The following is a 23,480-nucleotide window of genomic DNA, read 5'->3' as shown; positions in this document are numbered from 1 at the left end:
AGATTTCTGTCACTAACGGCACCATCCGCTCCTCGGTTTCCCTGTCTGAGCGGCTTGTCAATTTCAGGAGAATCCGATTGGTTTCCTCGCAAACAGCTGACACCCGTGAGCTACGCCAGCGGGCAGCGGTGGTGGCACGGCGTGAGCCTCTGCCAGCCCGTCAGCGCAAGCTGAAGATGGGCACCACCAGCTTCATGCTGGTGATGCACGTGCTAGCCACCGTGGCCCTGCTCCCAAGGTTCTGGAGCTGGCAGGGGGTTGTGGCTTTCGGTGTTTTGTACTGGATGACTGTGCTGGGCGTCACGCTTGGTCTGCACCGTCTGGTCGCACACCGCAGCTTGGTGGTTCCGGTATGGGTGGAGCGCATCCTGGTGCTCATGGGCACCCTCGCCTGTCAGAGCGGCCCGATCGAGTGGGTGGGATTGCATCGCCATCACCATCGCTTCTCCGATCAACCCAATGATCACCATGACGCTGGGCGTGGGCTGTGGTGGAGCCACAGCGAATGGATGCTGCACGACATCCCTGCTCTTAGGGAGCTCGACCGTTACGCCGGCGACCTTCAATGCGATCCGTTTTATCGCTGGCTCGACCGCTGGTTCCTGCTCCTTCAAATCCCCCTGGGACTTGGGCTGTACTGGTTCGGGGAAACTGCACAGGTGCATGGTGGAGGCCTTGGCTTGGTTCTGTGGGCCATCCCGCTCCGTCTCGTGGTCGTCTACCACGTGACCTGGCTGGTGAATTCAGCCACCCACGCCTTCGGATACCGCAACTTCGATTGCCCTGACCTGTCGCGCAATTGCTGGTGGGTAGCTTTGCTCTCGTTCGGTGAGGGTTGGCACAACAACCACCACGCTCACCCCGCAAGCGCTCGCCACGGTCTGCGCTGGTTTGAATTTGATTTCACCTGGCAACACGTGCGGCTGCTCAAACGTCTTGGTCTGGCGAGCCGTGTCCGCACTGCTCGTTACGTCAACGAAGCCTCCTGAGGCTCTGAGACTTCTTACCAACAGGCCACGTCGTAACGTGGTCGATCGCACCCGCCTTCATCCATCGTTCCGGTCCCATGCCTAAGCGTGTAAAAGTCGTTCTGAATGAGGATCTCCTCAGCCTGGGCAAGGACGGAGACCTGGTGGAGGTTGCTCCGGGTTACGCCCGTAATTTCCTGCTCCCCTTCGGCAAAGCTGTGCCCCTCACCCCAGCGGTGATGAAGCAGGTGGAGCACCGCCGGGCCAAGGAAGCTGAACGTCAGGCAGCTCTGAAGCAGGAAGCGCTCGACTTCAAAACCGCCCTTTCCACCATCGGGCGTTTCACCGTCAAGAAGCAGACCGGTGAAGACAACGTTCTGTTCGGCACCGTGACCAACGGTGATGTGGCCGAAGCCATCGAAGCAGCCACCAAGAAGGAGATCGACCGCCGCGACATCGTGGTACCTGAAATCCACCGCACCGGCAAGTTCACCGTCACGGTGAAGCTTCACAGCGAAGTCACCGCCGAGATCAACCTGGAAGTGGTCAGCTACTGATCCCTGATCAAACAACACTCAAACGGCTCATCCGAGCCAGAGTGTGATTCCTTTCGTAACGCCCTGCCGCCATGGTGAGCGTCCCCCTGCCAGAGAAGAATGATGGGGGACGCCGTGGTTATGGCCAGGGCCGTCGCGACGACGAGCCGAACTTCGAGGCCCTACCCGATTCCGTACCGCCCCAGAACCTGGAGGCGGAAGAGGCAGTGTTGGGCGGCATCCTGCTGGATCCTGATGCAATCAGCCGTGTGGCTGACGTGCTGCAGCCGGAAGCCTTCTATCTGAACGCCCACCGGGAGATCTTCCGCACCGCCCTGATGCTGCACGGCCAGGGCAAGCCGACCGATCTCACCGCCATGAGCGCCTGGCTGGCCGACACCGGCGCCCTCGAGAAGGTAGGCGGCAACAACCGACTGGTGGAGCTGGTGGAGCGGGTTCCCTCCACCGCCTCGATCGAGCAGGTGGCCCGGCTGGTGATGGACAAGTTCCTACGCCGCCAGCTGATCCGCTCCGGCAACGAAGTGATTCAACTGGGATTTGATCAGAGCCTGCCGATGGAGCAGGTGCTGGACCAAGCGGAGCAGAAGATCTTCGCCATCAGCCAAGAGAAACCCTCCAAGGGTCTGACTCCCACAGCCGAAATCCTCACCCAGACCTTTGAGGAGATCGAGAGCCGCTCGCTGGGCACCTCAGTGGCCGGCATCCCGGTGAACTTCTACGACCTGGATGCGATGACCCAGGGCCTGCAACGCAGCGACCTGATCATCGTGGCCGGCCGGCCAGCCATGGGAAAAACCTCGATCGTTCTGAACCTGGCCAAGAACGTGGCCCAGCTGCATGACCTGCCGGTGTGCCTGTTCTCCCTGGAGATGAGCAAGGAGCAGCTCACCTATCGCCTGCTCTCGATGGAGGTGGGAATTGAAGCGGGCCGACTGCGCACCGGCCGACTGCAGCAGGAGGAATGGCCGCTGCTGGGCCAGGGCATCAACAGCCTGGGACAACTGCCGATCTTCATCGACGACAAGCCCAACTCCGGGGTTTTGGAAATGCGCTCGCTCTGCCGGCGGCTGATGGCGGAACAGGGCAAGGAGCTGGGGCTGGTGATGATCGACTACCTGCAGCTGATGGAAGGCTCGGGCTCCGACAACCGGGTGCAGGAGCTGTCGCGCATCACCCGGGGCCTGAAGCAGATGGCCCGGGAACTGAACGTGCCAGTGATTGCCCTCTCCCAGCTGAGCAGGGGTGTTGAGTCACGCACCAACAAGCGACCGATGCTGAGCGACCTGCGGGAATCGGGCTCGATCGAGCAGGACGCCGACTTGGTGCTGATGATCTACCGCGACGAGTACTACAACCCGGAAACCCCAGACCGGGGCATCACGGAAGTGATCGTGACCAAGCACCGCAACGGACCGGTGGGCACAGTGAAGTTGCTATTCGAGCCGCAGTTCACTCGCTTCCGCAATCTCGCTGCTTGATTTAGAAGGTTAAAGATGTGGATCGGTCGAATTCTGCTCGTTGGTGTTGGCTCGTCCTACATCGCCCGGTGGGTTCTGAGCCCGCAAAGGCATCGCGACTACGTGGCAGGTTGGCTGAAGGCACTTCGCAAAACCACCAGTTGATTACCGCCTTGGCGACACAAGATTCGCCGGTATGGCAGACGCACCTTTATCGCGACCCTCAGCCGGTCCAATCGGAAAAACCAGGGATTCAACAATTCACTTCGGAAATAAAACCTGAACCTGAGTGCGAATCGTCCAATCGCCCAAAAGCTCTTCACCAGCAAACGTCGGCTTCAAGGCGTTGTAGTAGCTCTCCAGTGAAATCTGCATCGGCTGGTTCGCCAGCCTGAACGCATAACCGATGCCACCTCCCACTGGAACGATCCAACCATCACCATCCGGATGGGTCCAATCGGACGAAATAATTGGCGACGAAGTGAAATACCAGTTCTTGTTGAGCTGGTAACGAATCAAAGGCTGGGCAATAAAGCGGTTGACGCCATCTCGCTGAGGATCACCGGCAACAGACCAGATGTTGCGCATCCTGGCGCCCACTGTCCAACGCCCCCTGTGGTAGTAGCCGAGAAGTGCAGGGCCAACGGACAGCTTTCCACTATCGGTGGGACCATCGCCAGCGGGAATCACCAGCGACGGCCCAAAACCAACGGTCCAATCAGGCCCAAGATTGGGCACCAAAAAAGCAGTCGGGCTGACATCAGACAAACCCATGCGATTTCTCTGATTCCAACCCAAAAGAACGGGTTCGCCCATAGGCGTCAGGCCAAGCTCTGGTGTCGCCGAAGGCGCCGAAACAAAGCGGAAAATCGTCCGCGTCAGGACTGTCCAATCCTCATTGAGACGAAAAGGAAAAACAGGCTGAAGTTTGAGGGTGTAAAGCGTTTTGTCTGGACGTGCCTTCGAATCGATCGTTTTTGGAGCCCATTGAGTGCTGGGAACCATGTTCCACTCAAACCACAAGCGTGATTTTGCGGTGATTGGGTTGGCCCGAGACGAAATAACAGGACAGATCGCGAAAGTACCTGCAAAAAGAAGTGTTCTCAACAAAAGAGCCTTCATGGCAGGAAGATGGAAGTGAAGATTAAAGCGAACCCAAAAAAAGACATTGCAATAAATAAAACAGATCCGATTAAAAAACATTAAAAACTCTTTTCAGCTATTCTGCGAGACTGAAGAGTTTGACGTGGCGTTTCGCGGAACTCTTGCTTATAAAAACGAGCGAAATGAGATCTGCCGACAAAACCAAAATGCTGGGCTACATCAATCACACCATTTAAATTATTTTGCTCACAAAATTCGACATCCAGAAGTGCATGCCGAACTTGATGCATTCTTACTGATCTAATAACCTGAATAGGTGACATGGAAAACTGTTCTTTACATCCATTAAACAAAGAAGTCCTGGATTGATGCAATATTCGAGACAAATCCTGTATTTCAATCCCTTTGGCTTGAGATTGTCTGGTTATGGATAGAATTTTCAAAGCCGCCTCATGGCGCTCCTGACGACTAGGAACTCTCGCGACACGACGGTTATCGCCATCGGACAAAGAGTCGATTAATGTAGCAATAATATGATCTTCAAATAATGATGAAGTACCAAAAAGAATCCCATCATCCAACCAAATCTTTGCCATTAAATCCAAAAGGCGAGTTTGGGTTGCAAGGCTTGAGAAAATATTGTACTTGCCAACAAATTCAAGCAAATGATCTAAACCTAATGCAACTAATTTACTTTCAAAGAAATGCTTGCGCAAGACAATCGTAGCCAATTGGCTCCCACAATCAAGTCGCAAATCTAAGTCCTTTAAATTTGAATTAAACCCAAACAATGCCGGGGAATTAATGTTAACGCCTTGTGCCTTGAGGCCGGAAGAAGGCAAATTAGAGGTGTGCGACAGGTCAACAGAAAAAAATATTTTATCTAATCTTCGATCAGCATAAATAGCGATTGGACGATTTACATTCACTATGTTGAGGCTAATATTTGGCAGCCGAACAACCCCAACAGTGCCACTCAAAGGACCATTTTCTAGGGGGAGTATTGCAGCATTAGAAAGCTGGCGATTTAAAATAAACTCAAGATCTACGGTACTTTTGAAGGTAAGAAATTTCCGATTAGTCATCGGTAGATTTCGCTCGATCTATTAAAGTAACATATTATGTGCGTTTAGGGTTGATCAAATGAGCCCACTTGTTCAAGCAAAACTAAAGTGTTGCCGTCGATACTATTATTTCTTAAGTAATAATACCTGCTTGAGCTCTGCAGCCAACGATCTAAGCTCCTGTTCAGTCAGAAGGTCCTCTTGAAACATGAACGTTGCCATTTCAAGTTTTTTATTGGCAATATTTAAAGCGTAAGCTTCATCGCAGTTTCGAGTATTCATAGTCCCAAATGGGAGGTTTAAAACTGCTCCTACTGCGTAACCATTACCATTTCCGGAATATCTATTGACAAGGTTTATCGCAGACCTTGATTCGTCTTGCCGATGAGAATATCCACTATAGAAGTTGAGTGAGGGAGGAGTGCCATTGGTGGAAATACAACTAGTTCCATCAGGCAGATCAACTTGAAATCGAGTTCCTAAAGCGGGTGCAGCCCCAATAGCGGAAAGATCCCTCAGAGGAAGATTTTCAAGCGTGGTTACTGATGTTGGAACAATTGGAGTTGCGACCTGTGCACCTGCAGGCGTTAACGAGAATAAGCTCAAAACAAGAAATTGGAAACCAAGCTTGCTCCTGGAACAACTGATTAATCTCCTGACTTCAATTTTGGGAATAAATAGGTTCATAACAAGTAGAATTTATTCTGGCAACAAACGTTGAAGAATGGAATTGCGAGGCTGAAAAACTCGTTGATAACAAGTACGAACCAACAAATTAAACCGCGGACCAGTGTCTGGAAGGGCTGATTTTTTATCTGGTTTAGGTTTTTCAGTAAGACAAACCCATAGTGGGCCTGGCTTCAAAGAATCACTGGGAATGCTGAGTACGACATTACGAGGCCTGCCTTCCCTCAGAAATAATTTGGAAGGGCTTACTCTTACATTATCTATTTTTCTCCCTGGCGAAAGACCACCACCCTCCTTATTTTTAAATGCACCCACCTCATATTCACCGGGCTCAGAATTCCCCAAAAGTGCCTGTGTGCGAATAACAACCCGGGACCCTAAACCAGGTGAAACATTTTTAGTGTTGGGATTGAGGCTCAAAGAGGCAGCAAGAAGACTTGGGAAAATTAACCAGTTCATTCAGATCTTTGCAAGCAAGTTAAGGTTACCTCGAATTCATAGGTTTCTCCAACAAGATTCAATACGTCCGCCCTGAAGTATATGGTAATAGGACGTGAAGAGGACGTCAAAACCGGGAAACCACCCTCAATTTGAAGAAAGTTACTACCGTTTTGCATCCCTACAATTGCTGCATTGAAACCGCTATCAAGAGGTGCAGCTGCGGTCATAAAAGTATAAAATGCATCTGAACCTTGTATTTGCGTATAGTCAAAAATTACGTCTGCAAGTCCATTACCGCTTATTTCCAATGAATCAGAAGTAGCAGTCAACTTAACAGCGTCTGCTCGCAAAGTGGATTCTTCAAAATTCATTAGAACTGAGCCAGTATTGTTATTTTGAATAACACATTCAAATGGTACATTTGCAGAAAATACCGTCGAAGTCTCACTAGCAGAACCCGAACGATTAACTAAAAATGTTGCAAAAAGAAGTAGCCCACATACGAAGCTTTTGAGACGAATGCACCTCAACAACAAACAGGAAAACATGACCAGTCAAGAGCCGCCACGAGACAAAAAAAGGGAGATTGAAAATCAAATCTCCCTTATATTTGATCTTTTTAAAAACCCAAAAAGATCAAATATTAAAATTCAGCTAGCGACCAGTGTCATTACGACTGTATATTCGTAATCTCCAGGAGCAAGCTGTGTCGAACTACTTTGAGCAGCTGACAGACCCAATGTGAAGTCTTTAGCGACACCGCTACTATTACCTAGTTCGTAATGACCGTCCGAATTTGCAGAGAGTGCACTACCTCCGCTTGTAACAGTCAAAGCATTGGTTGTTTCTTCTGGGTTATTAGTGTTGACGGTCATTGCGAGATCAACTTCGACTCCGTAATTGCACTGAACTGTGAGGGTATCAGTCGTTCCGGAGAGGGTATCCCCATCACTATTGAGTGTGAGCGGTACCGCTGTATCCGTGGCAGTGAAATTGCAGTTTTGGTCAACAGTTGCCGAAAAAACTGTAGTTGAAGTGGTTGCAAGTGATGCGGAAGGCATCAATGCGAATGCAAGCGCGGGAAGTGCGGTTGCAGCGATGCGTTTGAAGTTCATCAAAGGTGGTCTGGCACTACCTAATTCTGAACACCTGAGAAGAAGCTGAGAATATTTGTGGCCCATCTTGGCTTTGACAGATCATCACCTAAGACAAATTGAGCAACTCAACGAATGATTGCGGCGAATTGTCGTGAACAAATGAGCTCATTTAGCTTTTAGGCTCAACAGCATGAACAAATGGGCTCATCAAAGAGAGTCGCCCTGCTGCACTTGGCCTTGATGATCGGCGCAGTGTTCACTGGCCAAGCCGCATCAGCGAGGATCGACTCAACCAGCATCCATTTTTCTGGACGTGTGCCGGCTACTTGCCAACAGCAACACCGGCATCAAGCCTCTGCTCACACCACTAATCCGCCCCGCTCACTGAGCTACAGCACTTGGAACAACACGGGTAAACACAGACAGCTGACCTGCGTCATTTACTGACAGGAAAATATTTCCCCAGAAGGCTGCCCCCAACGAATGCTTCGACGTGATCGTCAACGGCGGCAGCAGAACGAACCTGCGAGCACGGATCAGCTGCTTTTCGATACTCCGTTCACCCGCTTCCTCAAGACGGCGTCATTTCAATCTGCTTCCTCGCGAGACCCTGAAGCGGAGCCACACCATCACGAACATCAATCGAGGCACCACGCTTCAAAACAACTCATACGAAGCTCACCTTGAACTGGTGAACTGAGCGTCAGCGGCTGCCGATAATGAAGCGATGAGCTTCTCCGCCGCCCCCACTGAATCCTTCGACGTGATCGTGGTTGGCGGCGGCCATGCCGGTTGTGAAGCGGCCATCACGGCCGCTCGACTTGGCCTGAACACCGCCCTGTTCAGCCTCAATCTCGATCGAATCGCCTGGCAGCCTTGTAACCCAGCCGTCGGTGGCCCGGCCAAAAGCCAGCTCGTCCATGAAGTGGATGCTCTCGGTGGCGTGATCGGGCGCCTGGCCGATGCCACCGCCATCCAGAAGCGCATCCTCAACGCCAGCCGCGGCCCAGCGGTGTGGGCCCTGCGCGCCCAGACCGACAAACGCCTGTATTCACGCCAGATGCTGCAACTGCTGCAGCACACCCCCAACCTCGCCCTGCGCGAAGCGATGGTGACCGGCCTCGAAACCAGCGGTGAAGACGACCAGCAACGCATCAGCGGCATCCGCACCTACTTCGGCAGCGTCTATGGCGCTGAGGCGGTGATCCTCACCGCCGGCACCTTCCTGGGGGGCCGCATCTGGGTGGGGCATCAATCGATGGCCGCCGGCCGCGCTGGTGAACAGGCCGCCGAAGGCCTCACCGAGGCTCTCCAGCAACTTGGATTCCACACCGACCGGCTGAAAACGGGCACCCCCGCCCGGGTGGACCGGCGCAGCATCGCCCTCGACCAGCTGGAAGAACAGCCCAGCGATGCAGCCGACCGCTTCTTCTCCTTTGACCCGGCCGCCTGGGTGAGCGGTGAGCAGATGAGCTGCCACATCACCCGCACCACCGCCGAAACCCATCAGCTGATTCGCGACAACCTTCACCTCACCGCCATCTACGGCGGTGTGATCGACAGCAAAGGTCCGCGCTACTGCCCCTCGATCGAAGACAAGATCGTGCGCTTCGCGGACAAAGACAGCCACCAGATCTTCCTCGAGCCGGAGGGTCGCGACACCCCGGAGATCTATGTGCAGGGCTTCTCCACCGGCCTGCCGGAGCCGATCCAGCTGCAACTGCTGCGCAGCCTGCCGGGATTGGAGCAAGCCGTGATGCTGCGGCCGGCCTATTCGGTTGATTACGACTACCTGCCTGCCACCCAGCTCAAGCCATCCCTGGAAACCAAGCGAGTGCGTGGCCTGTTCAGCGCCGGACAGCTCAATGGCACCACGGGCTATGAGGAAGCCGCCGCCCAGGGCCTGGTGGCCGGCGTCAACGCTGCCCGGCTGATCGGCAACCAGGAGCCGGTGCACTTCCCCCGCGAGGGCAGCTACATCGGCACGATGATCGACGATCTGGTGAGCAAAGACCTACGCGAGCCCTATCGGGTGCTCACCAGCCGCAGCGAATACCGCCTGATCCTGCGGGGTGACAATGCCGACCGCCGCCTCACACCGTTGGGCCGTGAGCTGGGCCTGATCGACGACCGCCGCTGGCAGCTGTTCGAGGACAAGCTCCAGGCGATGGAGGGCGAAAAGCAGCGGCTGGAAACTGTGCGCCTCAAGGTGAGTGATCCAGTGGCCCCGGCGGTGGAGCAGGAAACGGGCGCAGCCATCAAAGGCTCGATCACCCTGGCGGACCTGCTGCGCCGACCCGGCATGCACGCCGCGGATCTGGTGCGCCATGGCCTGGCCGATGCCGACCTGCCCCTGCCGGTGCGGGAAGGAGCTGAGATCGACATCAAATACAGCGGCTACCTGCAACGCCAACAACAACAGATCGATCAGGTGAAACGCCAGAGCCAGCGGAAGCTGCCTACCGATCTGAACTACGCCGGCATCGGCACCCTCTCCAACGAAGCCCGCGAGAAGCTCGCTGCGATTCAACCCAGCACCCTTGGCCAGGCCAGCCGCATCCCCGGCGTCAGCAAGGCCGACATCACAGCCCTGCTGATGTGGCTGGAACTGCAGAAAAGGGAACACCAACCCCTCGCCCCCACCGCAGAAGCTCGATAGCGTTGGCGTCCTGAAACGTCTGCGGTGTCAGCACGGGTTCCCACCTCACGCGCCTACTGGAACCTGCGAGCCGAGCAGGTGATGGACCAGGTGTTTGACCGTGAGACGGTCACCGCCCCGAGCCAGCCACACCTGGTACCGGTGGATGTGGATGTGCATGAACCAACAGCCAAGCCAACCGAGCGCAACTCCCCCATTGCCTGGCTGCTGCCCGTGATCAGTGGCGTCGCCGTTGCCGGGGTGATCTGCAGCGCCTGGCTGGTCAGCAGCCTGCAGCGCTCCCGCCTGGACCTGGAACGGCAGCAAAGCGTCGCCCTGATCGAGCGGCTGCGCGACCAACTCGCTGCGCAGGAGACCCGCCCAGAAACAACGGTCACGCCCGAGGAGGCTCCAGCAGCGGTCTTGACCCTGGAACCGCTGACCCTGCCAATCAAACAGCCGTTAACGGCCGTTCCCCAAAGCAGCGATCAAGCCCCGGCTCCAATCGAGCCCACCCCCCAACTCACAGGCGTGGTGCAAGGCCCCGGTGGAACCAGTTCCGCCATTTTTCAGCTGGGACAGGGATCGGTGTCCGCCGGCATTGGTGATGCCATCGGCAGCAGCGGCTGGGTTCTCAACAACGTCACCGATAGCGGTGCTGTGATCAGCCGCAACGGCCAGAGCCAAACCCTTTCGGTGGGAGGACTCTTCTGAACCCCACCCAGCGTCTTCACCCATCACCGCACCAGCTCTGGCAAGCCCCCACCGACGCCGTGATCTCGGCGGAGGGACCGCGACAACTCCCAGGGCCCTGGCGGCTGATGCTGCTGGGTGATGGCAGCCCGACCCGCCACCTGCGACTCCTAACCGGTTCACCGGTCGCCGTGGATTTGATCGCCATGGAGGCCGACCAGAGCGACCACCCCGGGGCACCGGAGGAAGTGAAGGAACTGATGGCACCCTTGCTGCGCCGCCAGGTCTGGCTGACCTGCGGCGGCACACCCCTGGCCTGGGCGGAAAGCTGGTGGAACCAAGCTGAAGCGGATTGGCACCTGCGGGACCGCAACCAACCGATCTGGAAAAGCCTGACCGAAGGACGCTCTGAGCTGTTCCGCGAGGTGGATGGCTTGGCCCTAGTGGAAGGAGATTGGCTCGACCAGACCTTTGGCTATCGCGGCCCGTACTGGAGCCGCCACTACCGCTTCTTCCGCCAAGGCAAGGCCCTCACCGTGATTCGCGAAGTGTTCAGCCCACAGCTCGAAACCTGGCTCGGGCCCACGCTGCGACAGGAGTTTCAACAAAGTTCATGAACAAACCATCGAGTTTGTTGGGATTTGCTCTTGACAACTTGCCAAGAGTTGTGCACTCAGGAAGATGTAGGCACTTCGGTTCACCGTGTCATGGCTGCCACCACCTCTTGGCTAAGCCTTACCGACCTCGGTCGGATCTACGGCATTTCAGCCATTCACTGCGGCAAGACCCTCGAGCATCAAGGCTGGCGTGACCGTCGTGGTCGGCCCACCCAGAACGCACTCGACGCCAATGCAGCCATGCAGACAGGGCCCCATGGCCAAGGGCGAAGCGTGCTCTGGAACCGCGAAGTCTGCAGCCAGCTGCTGGAACACAAGGGCTATGAGCCCATGAGCCGCAGCCTCCAAATCGAACAGTGGACCCAACTGCTGGAAGCCCTCCAGGTCGGATCGCCGTCGATCACCGCCACAGCCGACCAAATGGCGGAAGAAATGCCCGGGGAACTGCTCGACGATGTAAACCACAAACTTGCCGAACGGGGCTGCCGCTATCGGGTCAACCCGCGCTCACTTCACGCCAGCCGTTAATCGGCCCGGCGACGGCTGGAGCGCGGCAGTGCCCTTCTTGCGGAAGTCGGATTGGGAGCCGCTTCGGGCTCCGGACGGGGGATCGCCTGCGCCGACCGTGACCAACGCTGAACTCGAAAGCTGTCATCCTCCGGCCAATCCTGCTGATCTGATTTGAACTCCTGAGCCACAGGCGGCGTTGACGTTGGCACTGGTGCCGGCCCAGAACGGCGGCCCCGGCGTGAGATTGCATCGAGGGGTCGCCTGGTGGAACGCGAAGGACGGGCTGACTCCGGGCGGACGCGCCCCGACTCCTGCCAGGGCTCCTGCCAATCGTCGTCCTCTTCCAACAGCCATTCGACTTTTTCCCCAACCCAGCGGCCCACTGAATCGAGGTCCAAACCGGAACGCCGCTGCCCGGGTCGTTGTCCAGGCCGCCGGCCGGAGACGCCATCGACGAGCTGACGTCCGGTTTCCAAAAATTGGTCAAGACGGCGGTCCCGCTGATCACGGAACCGGTCCAACCGATCGAATCGCTCCTCCATCCCCTGACGTTACCGACGGCGGCGGCGCAACCACTGTTCCCGCCGCAATCCCAACAACACAATCACCACACCACCGCATTCAAGGGACAGCCAGAACACCTCCATCTAGCCCTCCGCCTCCACATAACTGAGCACACAGCTGGCATCCCAGCGGCCGAGAAAGTGCTCGACGCAACAGGCGCGGCAGGCGGCATTGCGCGTGCGTCTCCGGCAAGGAGTGCGACGCCCGCAGCGGGGACAGACCGCCAGCCAGCGGGGCGGCCGGGGCGGCACCGGATAGCTGTGGCGGATGCTCACCTGAAAGCGACTCTGGGCCGCATTGATCGCTGCCATCCGAGACCGGAACAGCGGTCCATGGCTTTCCCGGCGGCGCTGCACCAGATCGACCCATGCGTGGATCATCTCGTGACAAAGCGTGCTTTCCGTGGCGGTCTGCGGCAGCGGTTCCAAGACGGGTCGCGACAGAACGATCTCGCTGCCGCGCCCCTCGCCCACCCCTGGGCCACGCCGATAAAACCCCGCGGTGCGGCTCATCCGCCCATCACTCCAACGCACAGCCGTCAGCGGCTGCCCTCCATCCACCAGAACACCTCCGAAATGCTCCCGGTTGAGGCGGTGAAACAACGGCAGCAGGGGCTGCAAAGGCACAGAGCAGGGGGGAGGAGATCCGAATCAGCGCCATCTTGCCGTGGTCAGTCAGACTCGGCCCTGCTTTGACAGCTGGTGATGGAACTAGGACTGGTGCGCGACATCGGCAGCAAAGCTTTGCTGGCGGGAGGAGTCACCCTGCTGGGGTACTGGATCTACAACGCCGTCAAGTTGGTGCTTGACGCCCGCGGGATCAACCCCCTGATCAAGCAGTTCTTCACGCAGGTTGCTGCCGGCCGCATCGATGCCGCTTACCTGCTCACCACCAAGGCCTATCGGCAGCACGTGAGCCGACAGCAGTTCATCCGCTTCCTGGCCGACCTCAAGCTGAACAAGTTCCGCAATCTCAAGTCCGGACGCCCCCGCGTGCAGGAAGGCAACTTGCTCCTCACCGTGAAATTGAAGTCCGAAGGTGACGAGGAGCTGCCCCTCGACTTCACCTTCACCAAGGTGGAGGACAACTGGCGCATTGCCCGCATCAACCGGGTCAATGCCTGATCCGCACGAGCAGGCCGCGGAACTGCGGCAACTGCTCAACCGTGCCGGCCACGCCTATTACGTTCTCGATGCTCCGGTGATGGAGGACGCGGTCTACGACCGCCTCTATCGCGAGCTGCTCGAGCTGGAACAGAGCCATCCTGATCTGCAACGTCCCGACAGCCCCACCCAGCGGGTGGGTGGGGCTCCAGCGGAAGGGTTCAGCAGCGTTGAGCACCGTGTGGGCCTGCTCAGCCTCGACAACGCCTTCAACCGCGACGACCTACAGGCCTGGCATGAGCGGCTGCTCAAGGTGCTGGACCGACCCAACGACACCCAGCTGCCCCTGGTGGGGGAACTGAAAATTGATGGCAACGCCCTCGCCCTGAGCTACCGCAACGGCGTGCTGGAGCGGGCCGCCACCCGTGGCGACGGCAGCCGCGGTGAAGAGATCACCGCCAACGTGCGCACGATCAGCTCGATTCCCCTTCGCCTGCAGATCGACAATCCACCGGAATGGGTTGAGGTGAGAGGGGAGGCCTTCATCCCCGATGCCACCTTCGCGGCGATCAATGCCGAACGCGAACAACGGGGCGAAGCCCTGTTCGCCAATCCCCGCAACGCCTGCGCCGGAACCCTGCGCCAACTGGACCCAAAAGTGGTGGCCACACGCCGGCTCGACTTCTTCGCCTACACCCTGCATCTGCCGGGTGACGCCCAACCCCCCAGCCAATGGGCTGCTCTGGAGTGGCTCAACCAGGCCGGTTTCCGCGTGAACCCGAACCGGGAGCTCTGTGCAGACCTGGCCGGCATCAACCGCTTCTGCGACCACTGGGAGCAGGGTCGCCATGACCTCCCCTATGCCACCGACGGCGTGGTGGTGAAACTGAACGACCTACTGCTGCAGGACGAAGCCGGTTTCACCCAGAAGGCACCGCGCTGGGCAATCGCCCTCAAATACCCCGCCGAAGAAGCCCCCACCCGTCTGCTGCGCGTTGGCGCGCAGGTGGGCCGCACCGGTGCCATCACCCCCGTCGCCGAATTCGAACCGGTGGCCCTAGCCGGCACCAGCGTCAGCCGCGCCACCCTCCACAACGCCGATCGGATTGCTGAGCTGGATCTGCATCTGGGCGACACCATCGTGGTGCGCAAAGCCGGAGAGATCATTCCCGAAGTGGTGCGGGTGCTGCCGGACCTCAGGCCCAGCGACGCCACTCCGGTACAACTGCCGCAGCACTGCCCCGAATGTGGCTCCAGCCTGGTGCGGGAGGGCGATGAAGCCGCCACCCGCTGCGTGAACAGCAGCTGCCCGGCGATCCTGCGGGGTGGCCTGCGGCACTGGGTGAGCAAAGGCGCCCTGGATGTGGATGGCCTCGGCAGCAAGTTGATCGAACAGCTGGTGGACCGCGGTCTGGTGGGCTCGCTGGCCGATCTCTACCGGCTGGATGCCGCCCTGCTCGCCAGCCTGGATCGGATGGGGGACAAATCGGCCACCAACCTGGTGGCCGCCCTGGAGGCCTCCAAACAGCAGCCCTGGCACCGCCAGCTCTACGGCCTGGGAATACGCCACATCGGCGAGGTCAACGCCAAGGCTCTCGCCGCCGATTTTTTCAGCATCGACAGCCTCGCGGCAGCCGCTCTGGATGCCCCGGAGCGGATCGCCGAACTGCACGGCATCGGCTCGGAAATCAGCGCCAGCCTTGGCCAATGGCTGCGCACGCCCGCTAACCAACAGCTGCTCCATGACTTGCGCAGCATCGGGATTTCCCTTGAAGCAAGTGCCTCTGAGCAGGAAGCCGCGAGCCAAGCCGGAGCTGACACCGACGGTGTGCTGCAGGGCAAGACCCTGGTTCTCACAGGAACACTCCCCAGCCTGAGCCGCAGCGACGCCAAAGCGCTGATCGAAGCGGCCGGCGGCAAGGTGAGCGGCAGCGTCAGCAAAAAGACCAGCTATCTGGTGGCGGGAGAAGCCGCCGGCAGCAAACTGACCAAAGCCGAGAGCCTCGGGGTGACAGTGCTCAGCGAAGTCGACCTCACCGCCATGCTTGAGCCATGAGCCAACCCACCCCTGCGCTGCATCGCTGGATCAAGACCGACTGCGGACGAGCCAAGCTGGCTCAGCTGCAGCAGCTCACCGGCCCGACCGCCCGCGCGCGCCTGGCCTGGTTCATCCTGATCGCGGCTCTGCGGGACTGGCCGTTGCCGACGCCAGACGAGGACACGACAATGCCATGAACCGCCGCCAACTGCTCGGCCGCAGTGCCGCCGCCCTGGTGACAGCACTCGGCCTCCCCTTGCTGAAGCAACCCGGGGCACGGGCCGGTGGCGTTGCCAACCGCCTGGAGAAGGCAGGCCGTGCACTGCGTCAACAACTGGGCGAGCGCCTGATCACACCGCAGCTGCCCTGGGCGAACCTGAGGCCGGATCAGCCCGTAGCGGCCCGGCTGAAGAACCCCTGGTATCTGGTGAGCCAGCCCGGCGGCACCCAGTCCACTGGCATGGCCGGCGCCTGGAGTGCCCAGGCCAGCGGCCTGGCGGTGCGGGCCGCCAGCGCCAACGACGTGGCAGCCGCGGTGAACGTGGCCCGCGAGCAGCGCCTGCGACTGGTGGTGAGGGGCGCCGGCGGCGACTACTTCGGCCGCTCCAGCGGTCAGGCCGATTCGCTGCTGATCTGGACCCACGACCTCAACCAGATCCGCGTGCAGCGGGCCTTCCGGCCCGAGGGGGCCCCGGCAGATCTGCCGGCCGTGACGGCCCTGGAGGTGAGTGCCGGCAACACCTGGCTGCAGGCCTATCAGGCCGCCACCGCCGCCAAGCTCTACGTGCAGGGGGGGGGCTGCACCACCGTGGGTGCCTGCGGTGGCTTCACCCAGGGCGGCGGTTTCGGCAACTTTTCGAAGCGCTTCGGCAGCGGCGCCGGCAACGTGCTGCAGCTGGAGCTGATCACGGCCGATGGGCAGCTGCGCACGGTGAACGCCTACCGCCATCCCGACCTCTACTGGGCTCTCAAAGGTGGCGGGGGCGGCACCTTCGGCGTGGTGGTGCGCCAGACGCTACTGGCCCATCCGATGCCCCGCCTCGACGGTTGGCTCTCAGGCTCGATTGAAGCTGCGGATGATGCGCTTTTTGAGGAGGTGCTGCAGCGCTACCTCGAACTGGTGCGCGATGCGCTGGTGAATCCCTCCTGGGGCGAGGGCGTTGTGATCGAACCGGGCCAGCGCCGCCTGCAGCTGGGCACCGCCTTTCTGGATCTGGACGCCGAGGCGGCCGAAGCGATCTGGCAACCCCTGCTCGAACCCCTGCGCCGCCGCCCCAACGACTTCCGCGTGACAGCGCGCTTCCGCACTCAGCCATTCGAACGCAAATGGCAGCCCTCAGGAGAAAGCGTGTTCTGGGACCAGCGTCCAGATGCGCCAGCAGGACAGTTCTGGTGGAAGGGCAATCAGAACGAGGTGGGCGCGTTCTGGGGCGGCTATCAGGGGCGCGGCATCCCGCTCGATGCCCTGGAGGCCGGGCGCGTGGCAGAGCTGGCCCGTGCCTTTGCGGCCGCCAGCCGCCAGAGCTTCCTGCTGTTCCAAACCAACAAAGGCCTGGCGGGCATGGACCCCAGCGGCCTGGAACGGGAGCGGGCAACCGCAATGAACCCGGCTGTGCTGAACAACGCCGGCTTCGTAACCCTGGCCCGCTGGGTTCAGTACCGCTACCCGGGTATCCCTGGCCATGAGCCGGATGCGGCGGAGGGTGCACAGCAGCGCCATGCCGTGGAGGCCTCCATGGCACCGATCCGGGCCGCCACCCCCGGCGCCGGCTCCTATGTGAACGAAGGGGATTTCTTCGAGCCCAACTGGCGCGAGGAGTTCTGGGGGCCGCATTACCCGCGGCTGCTGGCGATCAAACGCCGGGTGGATCCCACCAACCTGTTCCGCGTGCACCACGGCGTTGGCAGTGAAAACAGTGGCAGCGATCAGGCCGGAGGCTCAACATCCTGAAGCGCCCGCCGGGCCGCCCGGCTCACCAACCAGACCACGGCCAGCGTGGCGAGCACCCCGACCACCCGCAGCACCCAGGTGCCTGCATCCGCCTCACCCCCCAGCACCTCACCGAAACGGGCCACATCACCGGCCAATGCCCCCAACCCGCAAAACAGCACCGTGCCGGGGAGGATGCCGATCAAACCGATGCTGTAATCCCGCAGGCTCACTTCACTGAGGCCATAGGCCAGGTTGAGCAGGGAAAAGGGAAAGGCGGGTGAGAGGCGCGTCAGCAACACAAGCTTCAGCCCCTCCTTGCTGACGGCCCGCTCCACCGCCTGCAGCTTGGGGAACTGCTCCAAACGGCGCTGGGCCCAGTCGCGCAGGACCGAACGCCCCAGCAGGAAGACCACCACCGCCCCGAGGCAGGCCCCCACAAACACCAGACCACTGCCAAGCCAGGTGCCATAGAGCACCCCGGCCAGCATCGACGCCCACACCCCCGGCAGCAGCAGCGTCACCCAGAGGGCATAGAGCGGCATGAACAGCAGCGCCCCAGCGGGGGAGCGCAGCAGCTCCAACACATCCGGCAGCCAATGCTGAACCAAGGAGATCAAGCGAACTCACCCACGCATGGCGTGGAGCATTGCACTAACTGGAAGCTGAGGTGTAGAAGCGCAGGGCGAAAAGCCAAAAGGCCCGCGCCGCCGCAAAGAACAGCACCGCCAAAGCCAAGCCCGCCAGCAACATCGGTGCAGCAGCGTCTCCAAGCAGCACCTGAGCGGGAACCGTGGTGAGGAAGGCCACCGGCAACACCAGGGTGAACACCAGGCGCAGGGCCGGTGGGTAGGCATTCAGGGGATAACGGCCGGAGGCCAGCAACGCCCGCAACACCTCGGTGGCATTCCAGGTTTTGACAAACCAGATGCTGGTGGCGGCAATCAGGAACCAGAGCGAATAGAGGATCAAGCCACCGGCCAGCAGCATCACCAGCACGGTGAACAGGGAAGACAGACTGAGCACCACGCCGGCCTGATGGCTGCCCCAGGCCAGAAGCCCCAGGCCCAGGCCAATTTCCGGCAGCCCCGCCGGCGAGAGCGTGCGCAAGGACAACCAGAACTGACTGTCGATCGGCTTGAGCAGCACGAAATCCAGAGTGCCCTCGCGCACATGGGTGACGATCGCCCCAAGATTCGGGCGCAAACAGGTGCTGGCCATGCCGTCGAACACGGTGTAGAGCCCCTGCACCATCAGGGCCTGGGCCCAGCTCCAGCCCCCCAGGGTCTGATCGGGGCCATAGAACAGCGAGAGCAGAAACAGGCTGCCGCTGAGGCTCATCGCCACCGCCAGCAGCTCGATCAACACATTGGCCTGATACTCCAGCTGTACCGCCACGGCGGTGCTCCAGAAACGACGCAAGGTTCGCCAGTACCGCCCCATCAGGCCCCCATGGCGCTGTAGCGCCGCACGCCGGCCCACCAGAGCAGCAGCACCAGCGGCAACAACAGGGCGATCCAAGCGAGTTGCGCCCCGAAGCCCGCGATCAGATCCACCGGCTGGCCCGCCAGCACCCGAGCCGGAAAATCGATCAGATAAGGGAAGGGGGTCCACTGGGCCACCGCCCGCACCGCGGGGGGGAACGCCGTGAGCGGCGCCAGCAGGCCGGAGAAAAACACAAAGGGAATGAACTGGAGCCGCTCCAGGGCACTGGCCTTCTCACTCCAGAAGCAGAGGGCGGCGATCAAGCTCTGGAACAGGAAAGCAATGGCAAAGGCCATCCAAGTGGCCAGCCAGGCCATAAAAAAGCCCCCCAAGGACGGCAACCAGAAGGCCTGGGGCTGCACCACAAAAAACACCGCAGCGATGAGGGCCGCAAAGGGCAGGCGGGTGAGCTGCTCACCGAGGTGGGCCGCCACATAACGCCAGAGCGGGTGCAGCGGCTGCAGCAGATAGGGCGATAGCCGGCCCAGCAGGGCGTCCTCCTCGAAGGCATACACCACCCACACCACCGAGAACTGGCGCACCAGAAAGGCGCTGAGGAAGTAGCGATCCAGGGCCACACCATCGAGGCCAAGGCCCGACCGCGCGTCGCTGCCGCTCCAAACGCTGAGCATGATGAACGGCAGCACACCGGAGAGCGCCCAGAGGGCGATCTCGGCGCGGTACTCGAGCATGTGGGCGTACTGGGAACCCAGCAGCACCCGAATGATTCGCCGGTTCAGCCCGAAGATCCGCATCAGACGCGCCCTTGGCGAAACAGCCCCCCGATCAATTCCTCGATCGGTGGATCGGTCACATCCAGATCGCGCACGGGGAAGCGGTCCAGCAGCTGCGCCACCACCGCGGTGAGCTGGTCGCGGGGCACCAGCAGCCGCACGTCACAACCCTCCAGCTGCTCCACACGTCCCAACCCCGCCAAGGCATCCGCTGCAATGGGCGTCTCCAACTCCAACCGCACCTCCCGCTCCGGCGCCAATTGATCGGCCAGGGCCTCGAGGGGGCCGTCGTGGAACAAGCGCCCCTGGTGAATCAGCAGCACCCGGGGGCATAGGGCGGTGATGTCGGCCATGTAGTGGCTGGTGAGCAGCACCGTTGCCCCCGTGCGGCGGTTGTACTCCGCCAGGAACTGGCGCACCCTGGCCTGAGCATTCACATCCAGCCCAAGAGTCGGTTCATCGAGGAACAGCACCTCCGGCTCGTGCAGCAGGGCCGCCAGCAGTTCGGCCTTCATCCGCTGGCCAAGGGAGAGCTTGCGCACCGGCCTCGTGAGCTCCTCCCCCAGCTCCAGCAGATCGGCCAGCTCGCTGATCCGCCGCCGGGCCACAGCCTCGGGAATGCCGTACACAGCTGCATTCACCCGCAGGGAATCCATCGGCGGAAGGTCCCAGAGCAGCTGCTGCTTCTGCCCCATCACCAGGGTGATCCGGCGCAGGAACTCCGCTTGGCGTCGCTGCGGCCGGTGCCCCGCCACCTGCACCTCCCCGGCGCTGGGGTGGATCAAACCGCAGAGCATCTTCAAGGTGGTGGTTTTGCCGGCGCCGTTGGCGCCGAGAAAGCCCACCATCTCGCCGGGTTCAATCCGGAAGGAGACGTTCTGAACCGCCGTGACGTCCCGCGTGCGGCGGCGGATGAAATGGCGCAGGGTGCCAGCGAAACCAGGCTGCTTCTCGGCAACCCGGTAGATCTTGCTCAGCCCCTCAACCTGAATCACCGAATCAGCTCAGATCCGCCAGGCGCTTGCGCGCCAGATCGGCCTGGGCCTGCTTCTCATCCAGGTTGGCCTGGCATTCCGCCACAACCTCCGGCGGTGCCTTGTCGGCGAAGTTGGGATTCCCCAGCCGGCCCGCCAGGCCCTTGATCTCCTTCTCGGCCTTGGCGATGTCTTTCTCCAGGCGGCCCTTGAGCGCATCCAGATCGACGAGGCCTTCGATCGGCAGCAACACCTGCAGCTCACCGCTCACCCCCGCCAGGGCCTTGGCCACTGGAGCCGCATCGGCCGCCGCCGGCGCCATCACCGCCACCGACTCCGCCCGGGTCAGCGCCGTGATGTCGGCCGTGCCCTTGGTCAGCACATCCGCCAGCTCGCCGCGGCCGGTGACGAAACGCACCGGCACCGATTGGGAGGGCTTGAGGCCCGCCACCGCGCGCAGGTTGCGCACCACACGGATGGCACCGATCAGCTCAGCGAAGGAGGCTTCCAACGCATCATCCAGGGCGCTCCCATCCAGCGCCGGCCAGGGCTGCAGGGCCAGGAAGGTGGTCTCCGGCTCGCCCGTGACGCTGTGCCAGAGCTCCTCGGTGAGGTGGGGCATCAACGGATGCAGCATCAGGTGCATCTGGCTGATCACCTTGGCCAGCACCTGCTTGGCCAGCCGCTGATCGGCAAGGGCCTCGGCTGAGGGGTTCTCACCAGGATTGAGCCGGCGCTTGCTCAGCTCCAGATACCAGTCGCAGACGTCGTTCCAGGCGAACTCGTAGAGGCCCTTGGCCGCTTCACCCAGGCCGTAATTGCTGTAGCGCTCGGCGGTTTCTCGGTTCACCCGGGCCAGGCGCGACAGGATCCAGCGGTCCGCCAGCTGCAGGGCCGCGGGATCGGGATCCCCAAGCTGGGCCGGCGTTTCACCGCCCAGGTTCATCAGGGCGAAGCGGGTGGCGTTCCACAGCTTGTTGGCGAAGTTGCGTGACGCCTCCACCGTGGCGGAGGTGTCCTTCTTGCGGTCGTAATCCAGGCGGATGTCCTGACCCGCCCCAGCCACTTCCCGCACCAGGGCGAAGCGCAGGGCATCGGTGCCGTAACGGTCGATCAGCAGCAGCGGATCGATGCCGTTGCCGGCGCTCTTGCTCATCTTGCGGTTCTGCTCGTCGCGCACCAGGCCGTGGATGTAGACGTCCTGGAAGGGCATCTCACCGGTGAAGGCGCCAGCCATCATCGTCATCCGGGCCACCCAGAAAAAGATGATGTCGAAGCCCGTCACCAGGGTGCTGGTGGGGTACCAACGCTGCAGATCAGCGCTATCGGCAGCGGGCCAACCCAGGGTGGAGAAGGGCCAGAGGCCACTGGAGAACCAGGTATCGAGAACGTCTTCGTCCTGCTCGATCTCCGCCGCCGCGCCGTACTCCGCCTTGGCCTTCTCCAGGGCTTCGGCTTCGTTGCGGGCCACCACGTAGGGCGTGGTGTCGGTGTACTGACCGCCGGTCTCGCTGATGACGAACCAGGCGGGGATGCGATGGCCCCACCAGAGCTGACGACTGATGCACCAGTCGCGGATGTCGGTGAGCCAATCGCGGTAGACCTTCTCCCAACGCTCGGGGATGAAGCGGGGATCCTGCTTCTCCAGAGCTTCGCGGCAACGGGCGGCCAAAGGCTCGGTTTTGACAAACCACTGGGTGGAAAGCAGCGGCTCCACGGGCACCTTGCCGCGGTCGGAATAGGGAACGCTGTGGCGGTAGTCGTCCACCTTCACCAGCAGCCCCAGCTCCTCCAAGCCGGCCACCACGGCCTTGCGGGCCTCAAAGCGATCCAGCCCCTCGAACTGGCCGGCCTCCTTGTTCATGGTGCCGTTCTTGCGCATCACCGTGATCTGGGGCAGACCGTGGCGCTGGCCGATGGCGAAATCGTTGGGGTCGTGGGCCGGCGTCACCTTGACGCAACCGGTGCCGAAGTCCTTCTCCACGTGGTCGTCGGCCACGATCGGAATCTCGCGCCCCACAAACGGCAGGGTGAGGGTCTGGCCCACCAGATGGGCATAGCGCTCATCGGTGGGGTTCACCGCCACCGCCGTATCGCCCAGCATTGTTTCGGGCCGGGTGGTGGCCACCTCCAGATGACCTTCGCCGCTGCTGAGCGGATAACGGAAGTGCCAAAGGTGGCCGTCCACCTCCTTCATCTCCACCTCCAGATCGCTCACCGCCGAACCGGAGGCAGGGCACCAGTTCACCAGGTATTCACCGCGATAGATCAGCCCCTGCTCGTGCAGCCGCACGAAGGCCTCCTTCACCGCCTCACTCAAGCCCTCATCCAGAGTGAAGCGCTGACGTTTCCAATCCACCGAATAGCCCAGCCGCCGCAGCTGACCCACGATGCGGCCACCGCTTTCGGCCTTCCATTCCCAAGCCCGCTTCAAGAACGCGTCGCGGCCGAGGTCGTGGCGGGTCTTGCCCTCTTCCTTGAGCTGCTTCTCGAGGATCGTCTGCACCGCGATCGAGGCGTGGTCGGTGCCGGGCAGGCAGAGCACGTTCTTCCCAGCCAAGCGCTGATAGCGAACGATCGTGTCGATCAGGGCCGTGTTGAAGGCATGGCCCATATGGAGGCTGCCCGTCACATTCGGCGGCGGGATCACCACCGAGAACGGTTCACCGGGGGCCTTCGGGTCGGGATGGAAGGCTCCTTGGTCGTCCCAGGCCTGTTGCCATCGGGCCTCCGTGCCAACCGGGTCGTAGGTCTTGGCCAGTTCGGGCACGGAATGCTCAGCGTTTCAGCAGAACATGCTCGCAAAGCCCTGCCCACTC

General features: G+C 60.6%; 24 protein-coding genes. 11 read left to right on the top strand and 13 right to left on the bottom strand.

Annotated elements, in window-relative coordinates; all coding sequences use genetic code 11:
* Positions 1-77: 77 nt before the first annotated feature.
* From DXY30_RS10245 to dnaB, 3 genes are all read left to right on the top strand, one after another.
* Complete coding sequence (locus DXY30_RS10245) at positions 78-989, top strand: fatty acid desaturase (protein ID WP_115024585.1); 912 nt, start codon at positions 78-80, stop codon at positions 987-989.
* A 77-nt stretch (positions 990-1,066) separates the two neighbouring features.
* Positions 1,067-1,525, top strand: coding sequence for a 50S ribosomal protein L9 (rplI, locus tag DXY30_RS10240; protein WP_115024586.1), 459 nt, complete (start codon positions 1,067-1,069; stop codon positions 1,523-1,525).
* A gap of 71 nt (positions 1,526-1,596) precedes the next feature.
* Entirely contained in the window at positions 1,597-3,003 is a 1,407-nt protein-coding gene (gene dnaB / locus DXY30_RS10235; RefSeq protein ID WP_115094819.1) for a replicative DNA helicase, read from the top strand.
* Positions 3,004-3,243: 240 nt separating this feature from the next.
* Here dnaB and DXY30_RS10230 read toward each other — a convergent pair whose 3' ends face one another.
* The 6 genes from DXY30_RS10230 to DXY30_RS13660 form a co-directional block, all read right to left on the bottom strand.
* Complete coding sequence (locus tag DXY30_RS10230) at positions 3,244-4,185, bottom strand: neuromedin U (RefSeq protein WP_179948970.1); 942 nt, start codon at positions 4,183-4,185, stop codon at positions 3,244-3,246.
* Complete coding sequence (locus tag DXY30_RS10225) at positions 4,185-5,171, bottom strand: helix-turn-helix domain-containing protein (RefSeq protein ID WP_115094818.1); 987 nt, start codon at positions 5,169-5,171, stop codon at positions 4,185-4,187. Before DXY30_RS10225 ends, DXY30_RS10230 begins: the two co-directional genes overlap by 1 nt.
* Before the next feature lie 105 nt (positions 5,172-5,276).
* Positions 5,277-5,837, bottom strand: a complete 561-nt coding sequence (locus tag DXY30_RS13675) for a hypothetical protein (protein ID WP_137006841.1) — start codon at positions 5,835-5,837, stop codon at positions 5,277-5,279.
* A gap of 12 nt (positions 5,838-5,849) precedes the next feature.
* Complete coding sequence (locus tag DXY30_RS13670; protein ID WP_137006840.1) at positions 5,850-6,296, bottom strand: hypothetical protein; 447 nt, start codon at positions 6,294-6,296, stop codon at positions 5,850-5,852.
* On the bottom strand, positions 6,293-6,826 hold the full coding sequence (locus DXY30_RS13665; protein ID WP_137006839.1) for a hypothetical protein: 534 nt from the start codon (positions 6,824-6,826) through the stop codon (positions 6,293-6,295). Before DXY30_RS13665 ends, DXY30_RS13670 begins: the two co-directional genes overlap by 4 nt.
* 102 nt (positions 6,827-6,928) lie before the next feature.
* The gene (locus DXY30_RS13660) at positions 6,929-7,393 is read right to left on the bottom strand and encodes a hypothetical protein (protein WP_137006838.1); all 465 of its coding nucleotides are present in this window, start codon (positions 7,391-7,393) and stop codon (positions 6,929-6,931) included.
* Between the two features lie 709 nt (positions 7,394-8,102).
* On the opposite strand from DXY30_RS13660, the gene mnmG reads away from it, so the two are divergent.
* The 4 genes from mnmG to DXY30_RS10200 all read left to right on the top strand — a co-directional run bounded on the left by mnmG (position 8,103) and on the right by DXY30_RS10200 (position 11,851).
* Positions 8,103-10,034 (top strand): tRNA uridine-5-carboxymethylaminomethyl(34) synthesis enzyme MnmG, encoded by a 1,932-nt coding sequence (gene mnmG / locus DXY30_RS10215; protein WP_115094816.1) that lies wholly within the window; start codon positions 8,103-8,105, stop codon positions 10,032-10,034.
* A gap of 24 nt (positions 10,035-10,058) precedes the next feature.
* On the top strand, positions 10,059-10,727 hold the full coding sequence (locus DXY30_RS10210; protein ID WP_244281359.1) for a pilus assembly protein PilZ: 669 nt from the start codon (positions 10,059-10,061) through the stop codon (positions 10,725-10,727).
* Complete coding sequence (locus DXY30_RS10205) at positions 10,724-11,323, top strand: chorismate lyase (protein WP_170951235.1); 600 nt, start codon at positions 10,724-10,726, stop codon at positions 11,321-11,323. The genes DXY30_RS10210 and DXY30_RS10205 overlap by 4 nt, the downstream gene beginning before the upstream one ends.
* A 90-nt stretch (positions 11,324-11,413) precedes the next feature.
* Positions 11,414-11,851, top strand: coding sequence for a hypothetical protein (locus DXY30_RS10200; RefSeq protein ID WP_115094814.1), 438 nt, complete (start codon positions 11,414-11,416; stop codon positions 11,849-11,851).
* Here the strand turns inward: DXY30_RS10200 and DXY30_RS10195 are convergent.
* Positions 11,848-12,375, bottom strand: a complete 528-nt coding sequence (locus DXY30_RS10195) for a hypothetical protein (protein WP_115094813.1) — start codon at positions 12,373-12,375, stop codon at positions 11,848-11,850. The genes DXY30_RS10200 and DXY30_RS10195 overlap by 4 nt on opposite strands.
* Before the next feature lie 105 nt (positions 12,376-12,480).
* On the bottom strand, positions 12,481-13,023 hold the full coding sequence (locus DXY30_RS10190) for a SprT family zinc-dependent metalloprotease (protein WP_115094812.1): 543 nt from the start codon (positions 13,021-13,023) through the stop codon (positions 12,481-12,483).
* 78 nt (positions 13,024-13,101) lie between these two features.
* Between DXY30_RS10190 and DXY30_RS10185 the strand changes: the two genes are divergently transcribed.
* From DXY30_RS10185 to DXY30_RS10170, 4 genes are read left to right on the top strand one after another with little or no spacing between them, the layout of a single operon-like run.
* Positions 13,102-13,521, top strand: a complete 420-nt coding sequence (locus DXY30_RS10185; protein WP_115094811.1) for a hypothetical protein — start codon at positions 13,102-13,104, stop codon at positions 13,519-13,521.
* A complete protein-coding gene (gene ligA, locus DXY30_RS10180) occupies positions 13,514-15,556 on the top strand; it encodes an NAD-dependent DNA ligase LigA (protein ID WP_115094810.1) in 2,043 nt (680 codons plus the stop codon). Before DXY30_RS10185 ends, ligA begins: the two co-directional genes overlap by 8 nt.
* Positions 15,553-15,735 (top strand): hypothetical protein, encoded by a 183-nt coding sequence (locus DXY30_RS10175; RefSeq protein ID WP_115094809.1) that lies wholly within the window; start codon positions 15,553-15,555, stop codon positions 15,733-15,735. The genes ligA and DXY30_RS10175 overlap by 4 nt, the downstream gene beginning before the upstream one ends.
* A complete protein-coding gene (locus DXY30_RS10170) occupies positions 15,732-17,489 on the top strand; it encodes an FAD-binding protein (protein ID WP_115094808.1) in 1,758 nt (585 codons plus the stop codon). Before DXY30_RS10175 ends, DXY30_RS10170 begins: the two co-directional genes overlap by 4 nt.
* Here DXY30_RS10170 and DXY30_RS10165 read toward each other — a convergent pair.
* Genes DXY30_RS10165 through DXY30_RS10145 form a run of 5 tightly spaced genes read right to left on the bottom strand, consistent with a single transcriptional unit; the run spans position 17,465 to position 23,431 of the window.
* Complete coding sequence (locus tag DXY30_RS10165; RefSeq protein WP_115094807.1) at positions 17,465-18,088, bottom strand: TVP38/TMEM64 family protein; 624 nt, start codon at positions 18,086-18,088, stop codon at positions 17,465-17,467. The two genes, DXY30_RS10170 and DXY30_RS10165, sit on opposite strands and share 25 nt — an antisense overlap.
* Positions 18,089-18,122: 34 nt before the next feature.
* Positions 18,123-18,911 (bottom strand): ABC transporter permease, encoded by a 789-nt coding sequence (locus tag DXY30_RS10160; protein ID WP_115094806.1) that lies wholly within the window; start codon positions 18,909-18,911, stop codon positions 18,123-18,125.
* The gene (locus DXY30_RS10155) at positions 18,911-19,708 is read right to left on the bottom strand and encodes an ABC-2 family transporter protein (RefSeq protein ID WP_115094805.1); all 798 of its coding nucleotides are present in this window, start codon (positions 19,706-19,708) and stop codon (positions 18,911-18,913) included. The genes DXY30_RS10160 and DXY30_RS10155 overlap by 1 nt, the downstream gene beginning before the upstream one ends.
* Positions 19,708-20,682, bottom strand: a complete 975-nt coding sequence (locus tag DXY30_RS10150) for an ATP-binding cassette domain-containing protein (protein ID WP_115094804.1) — start codon at positions 20,680-20,682, stop codon at positions 19,708-19,710. Before DXY30_RS10150 ends, DXY30_RS10155 begins: the two co-directional genes overlap by 1 nt.
* 4 nt (positions 20,683-20,686) lie before the next feature.
* Complete coding sequence (locus DXY30_RS10145) at positions 20,687-23,431, bottom strand: valine--tRNA ligase (protein WP_115094803.1); 2,745 nt, start codon at positions 23,429-23,431, stop codon at positions 20,687-20,689.
* Positions 23,432-23,480 lie beyond the last annotated feature (49 nt).

It is taken from the genome of Synechococcus sp. UW106, from assembly GCF_900474015.1.
Classification (GTDB): domain Bacteria; phylum Cyanobacteriota; class Cyanobacteriia; order PCC-6307; family Cyanobiaceae; genus Parasynechococcus.
This window is presented reverse-complemented; position numbering and strand designations above follow the sequence as displayed.

Coding starts and splice junctions, on each gene's coding strand:
- DXY30_RS13675 (WP_137006841.1), bottom strand. CDS start 5,837: ATGAACCTATTTATTCCCAAAATTGAAGTCAGGAGATTAATCAGTTGT.
- DXY30_RS10225 (WP_115094818.1), bottom strand. CDS start 5,171: ATGACTAATCGGAAATTTCTTACCTTCAAAAGTACCGTAGATCTTGAG.
- DXY30_RS10160 (WP_115094806.1), bottom strand. CDS start 18,911: ATGGGGCGGTACTGGCGAACCTTGCGTCGTTTCTGGAGCACCGCCGTG.
- DXY30_RS10175 (WP_115094809.1), top strand. CDS start 15,553: ATGAGCCAACCCACCCCTGCGCTGCATCGCTGGATCAAGACCGACTGC.
- DXY30_RS13670 (WP_137006840.1), bottom strand. CDS start 6,296: ATGAACTGGTTAATTTTCCCAAGTCTTCTTGCTGCCTCTTTGAGCCTC.
- ligA (WP_115094810.1), top strand. CDS start 13,514: ATGCCTGATCCGCACGAGCAGGCCGCGGAACTGCGGCAACTGCTCAAC.
- DXY30_RS10195 (WP_115094813.1), bottom strand. CDS start 12,375: ATGGAGGAGCGATTCGATCGGTTGGACCGGTTCCGTGATCAGCGGGAC.
- rplI (WP_115024586.1), top strand. CDS start 1,067: ATGCCTAAGCGTGTAAAAGTCGTTCTGAATGAGGATCTCCTCAGCCTG.
- DXY30_RS10155 (WP_115094805.1), bottom strand. CDS start 19,708: ATGCGGATCTTCGGGCTGAACCGGCGAATCATTCGGGTGCTGCTGGGT.
- DXY30_RS10185 (WP_115094811.1), top strand. CDS start 13,102: ATGGAACTAGGACTGGTGCGCGACATCGGCAGCAAAGCTTTGCTGGCG.
- dnaB (WP_115094819.1), top strand. CDS start 1,597: ATGGTGAGCGTCCCCCTGCCAGAGAAGAATGATGGGGGACGCCGTGGT.
- DXY30_RS13660 (WP_137006838.1), bottom strand. CDS start 7,393: ATGAACTTCAAACGCATCGCTGCAACCGCACTTCCCGCGCTTGCATTC.
- DXY30_RS10170 (WP_115094808.1), top strand. CDS start 15,732: ATGAACCGCCGCCAACTGCTCGGCCGCAGTGCCGCCGCCCTGGTGACA.
- mnmG (WP_115094816.1), top strand. CDS start 8,103: ATGAGCTTCTCCGCCGCCCCCACTGAATCCTTCGACGTGATCGTGGTT.
- DXY30_RS10230 (WP_179948970.1), bottom strand. CDS start 4,185: ATGTTTTTTAATCGGATCTGTTTTATTTATTGCAATGTCTTTTTTTGG.
- DXY30_RS13665 (WP_137006839.1), bottom strand. CDS start 6,826: ATGTTTTCCTGTTTGTTGTTGAGGTGCATTCGTCTCAAAAGCTTCGTA.
- DXY30_RS10200 (WP_115094814.1), top strand. CDS start 11,414: ATGGCTGCCACCACCTCTTGGCTAAGCCTTACCGACCTCGGTCGGATC.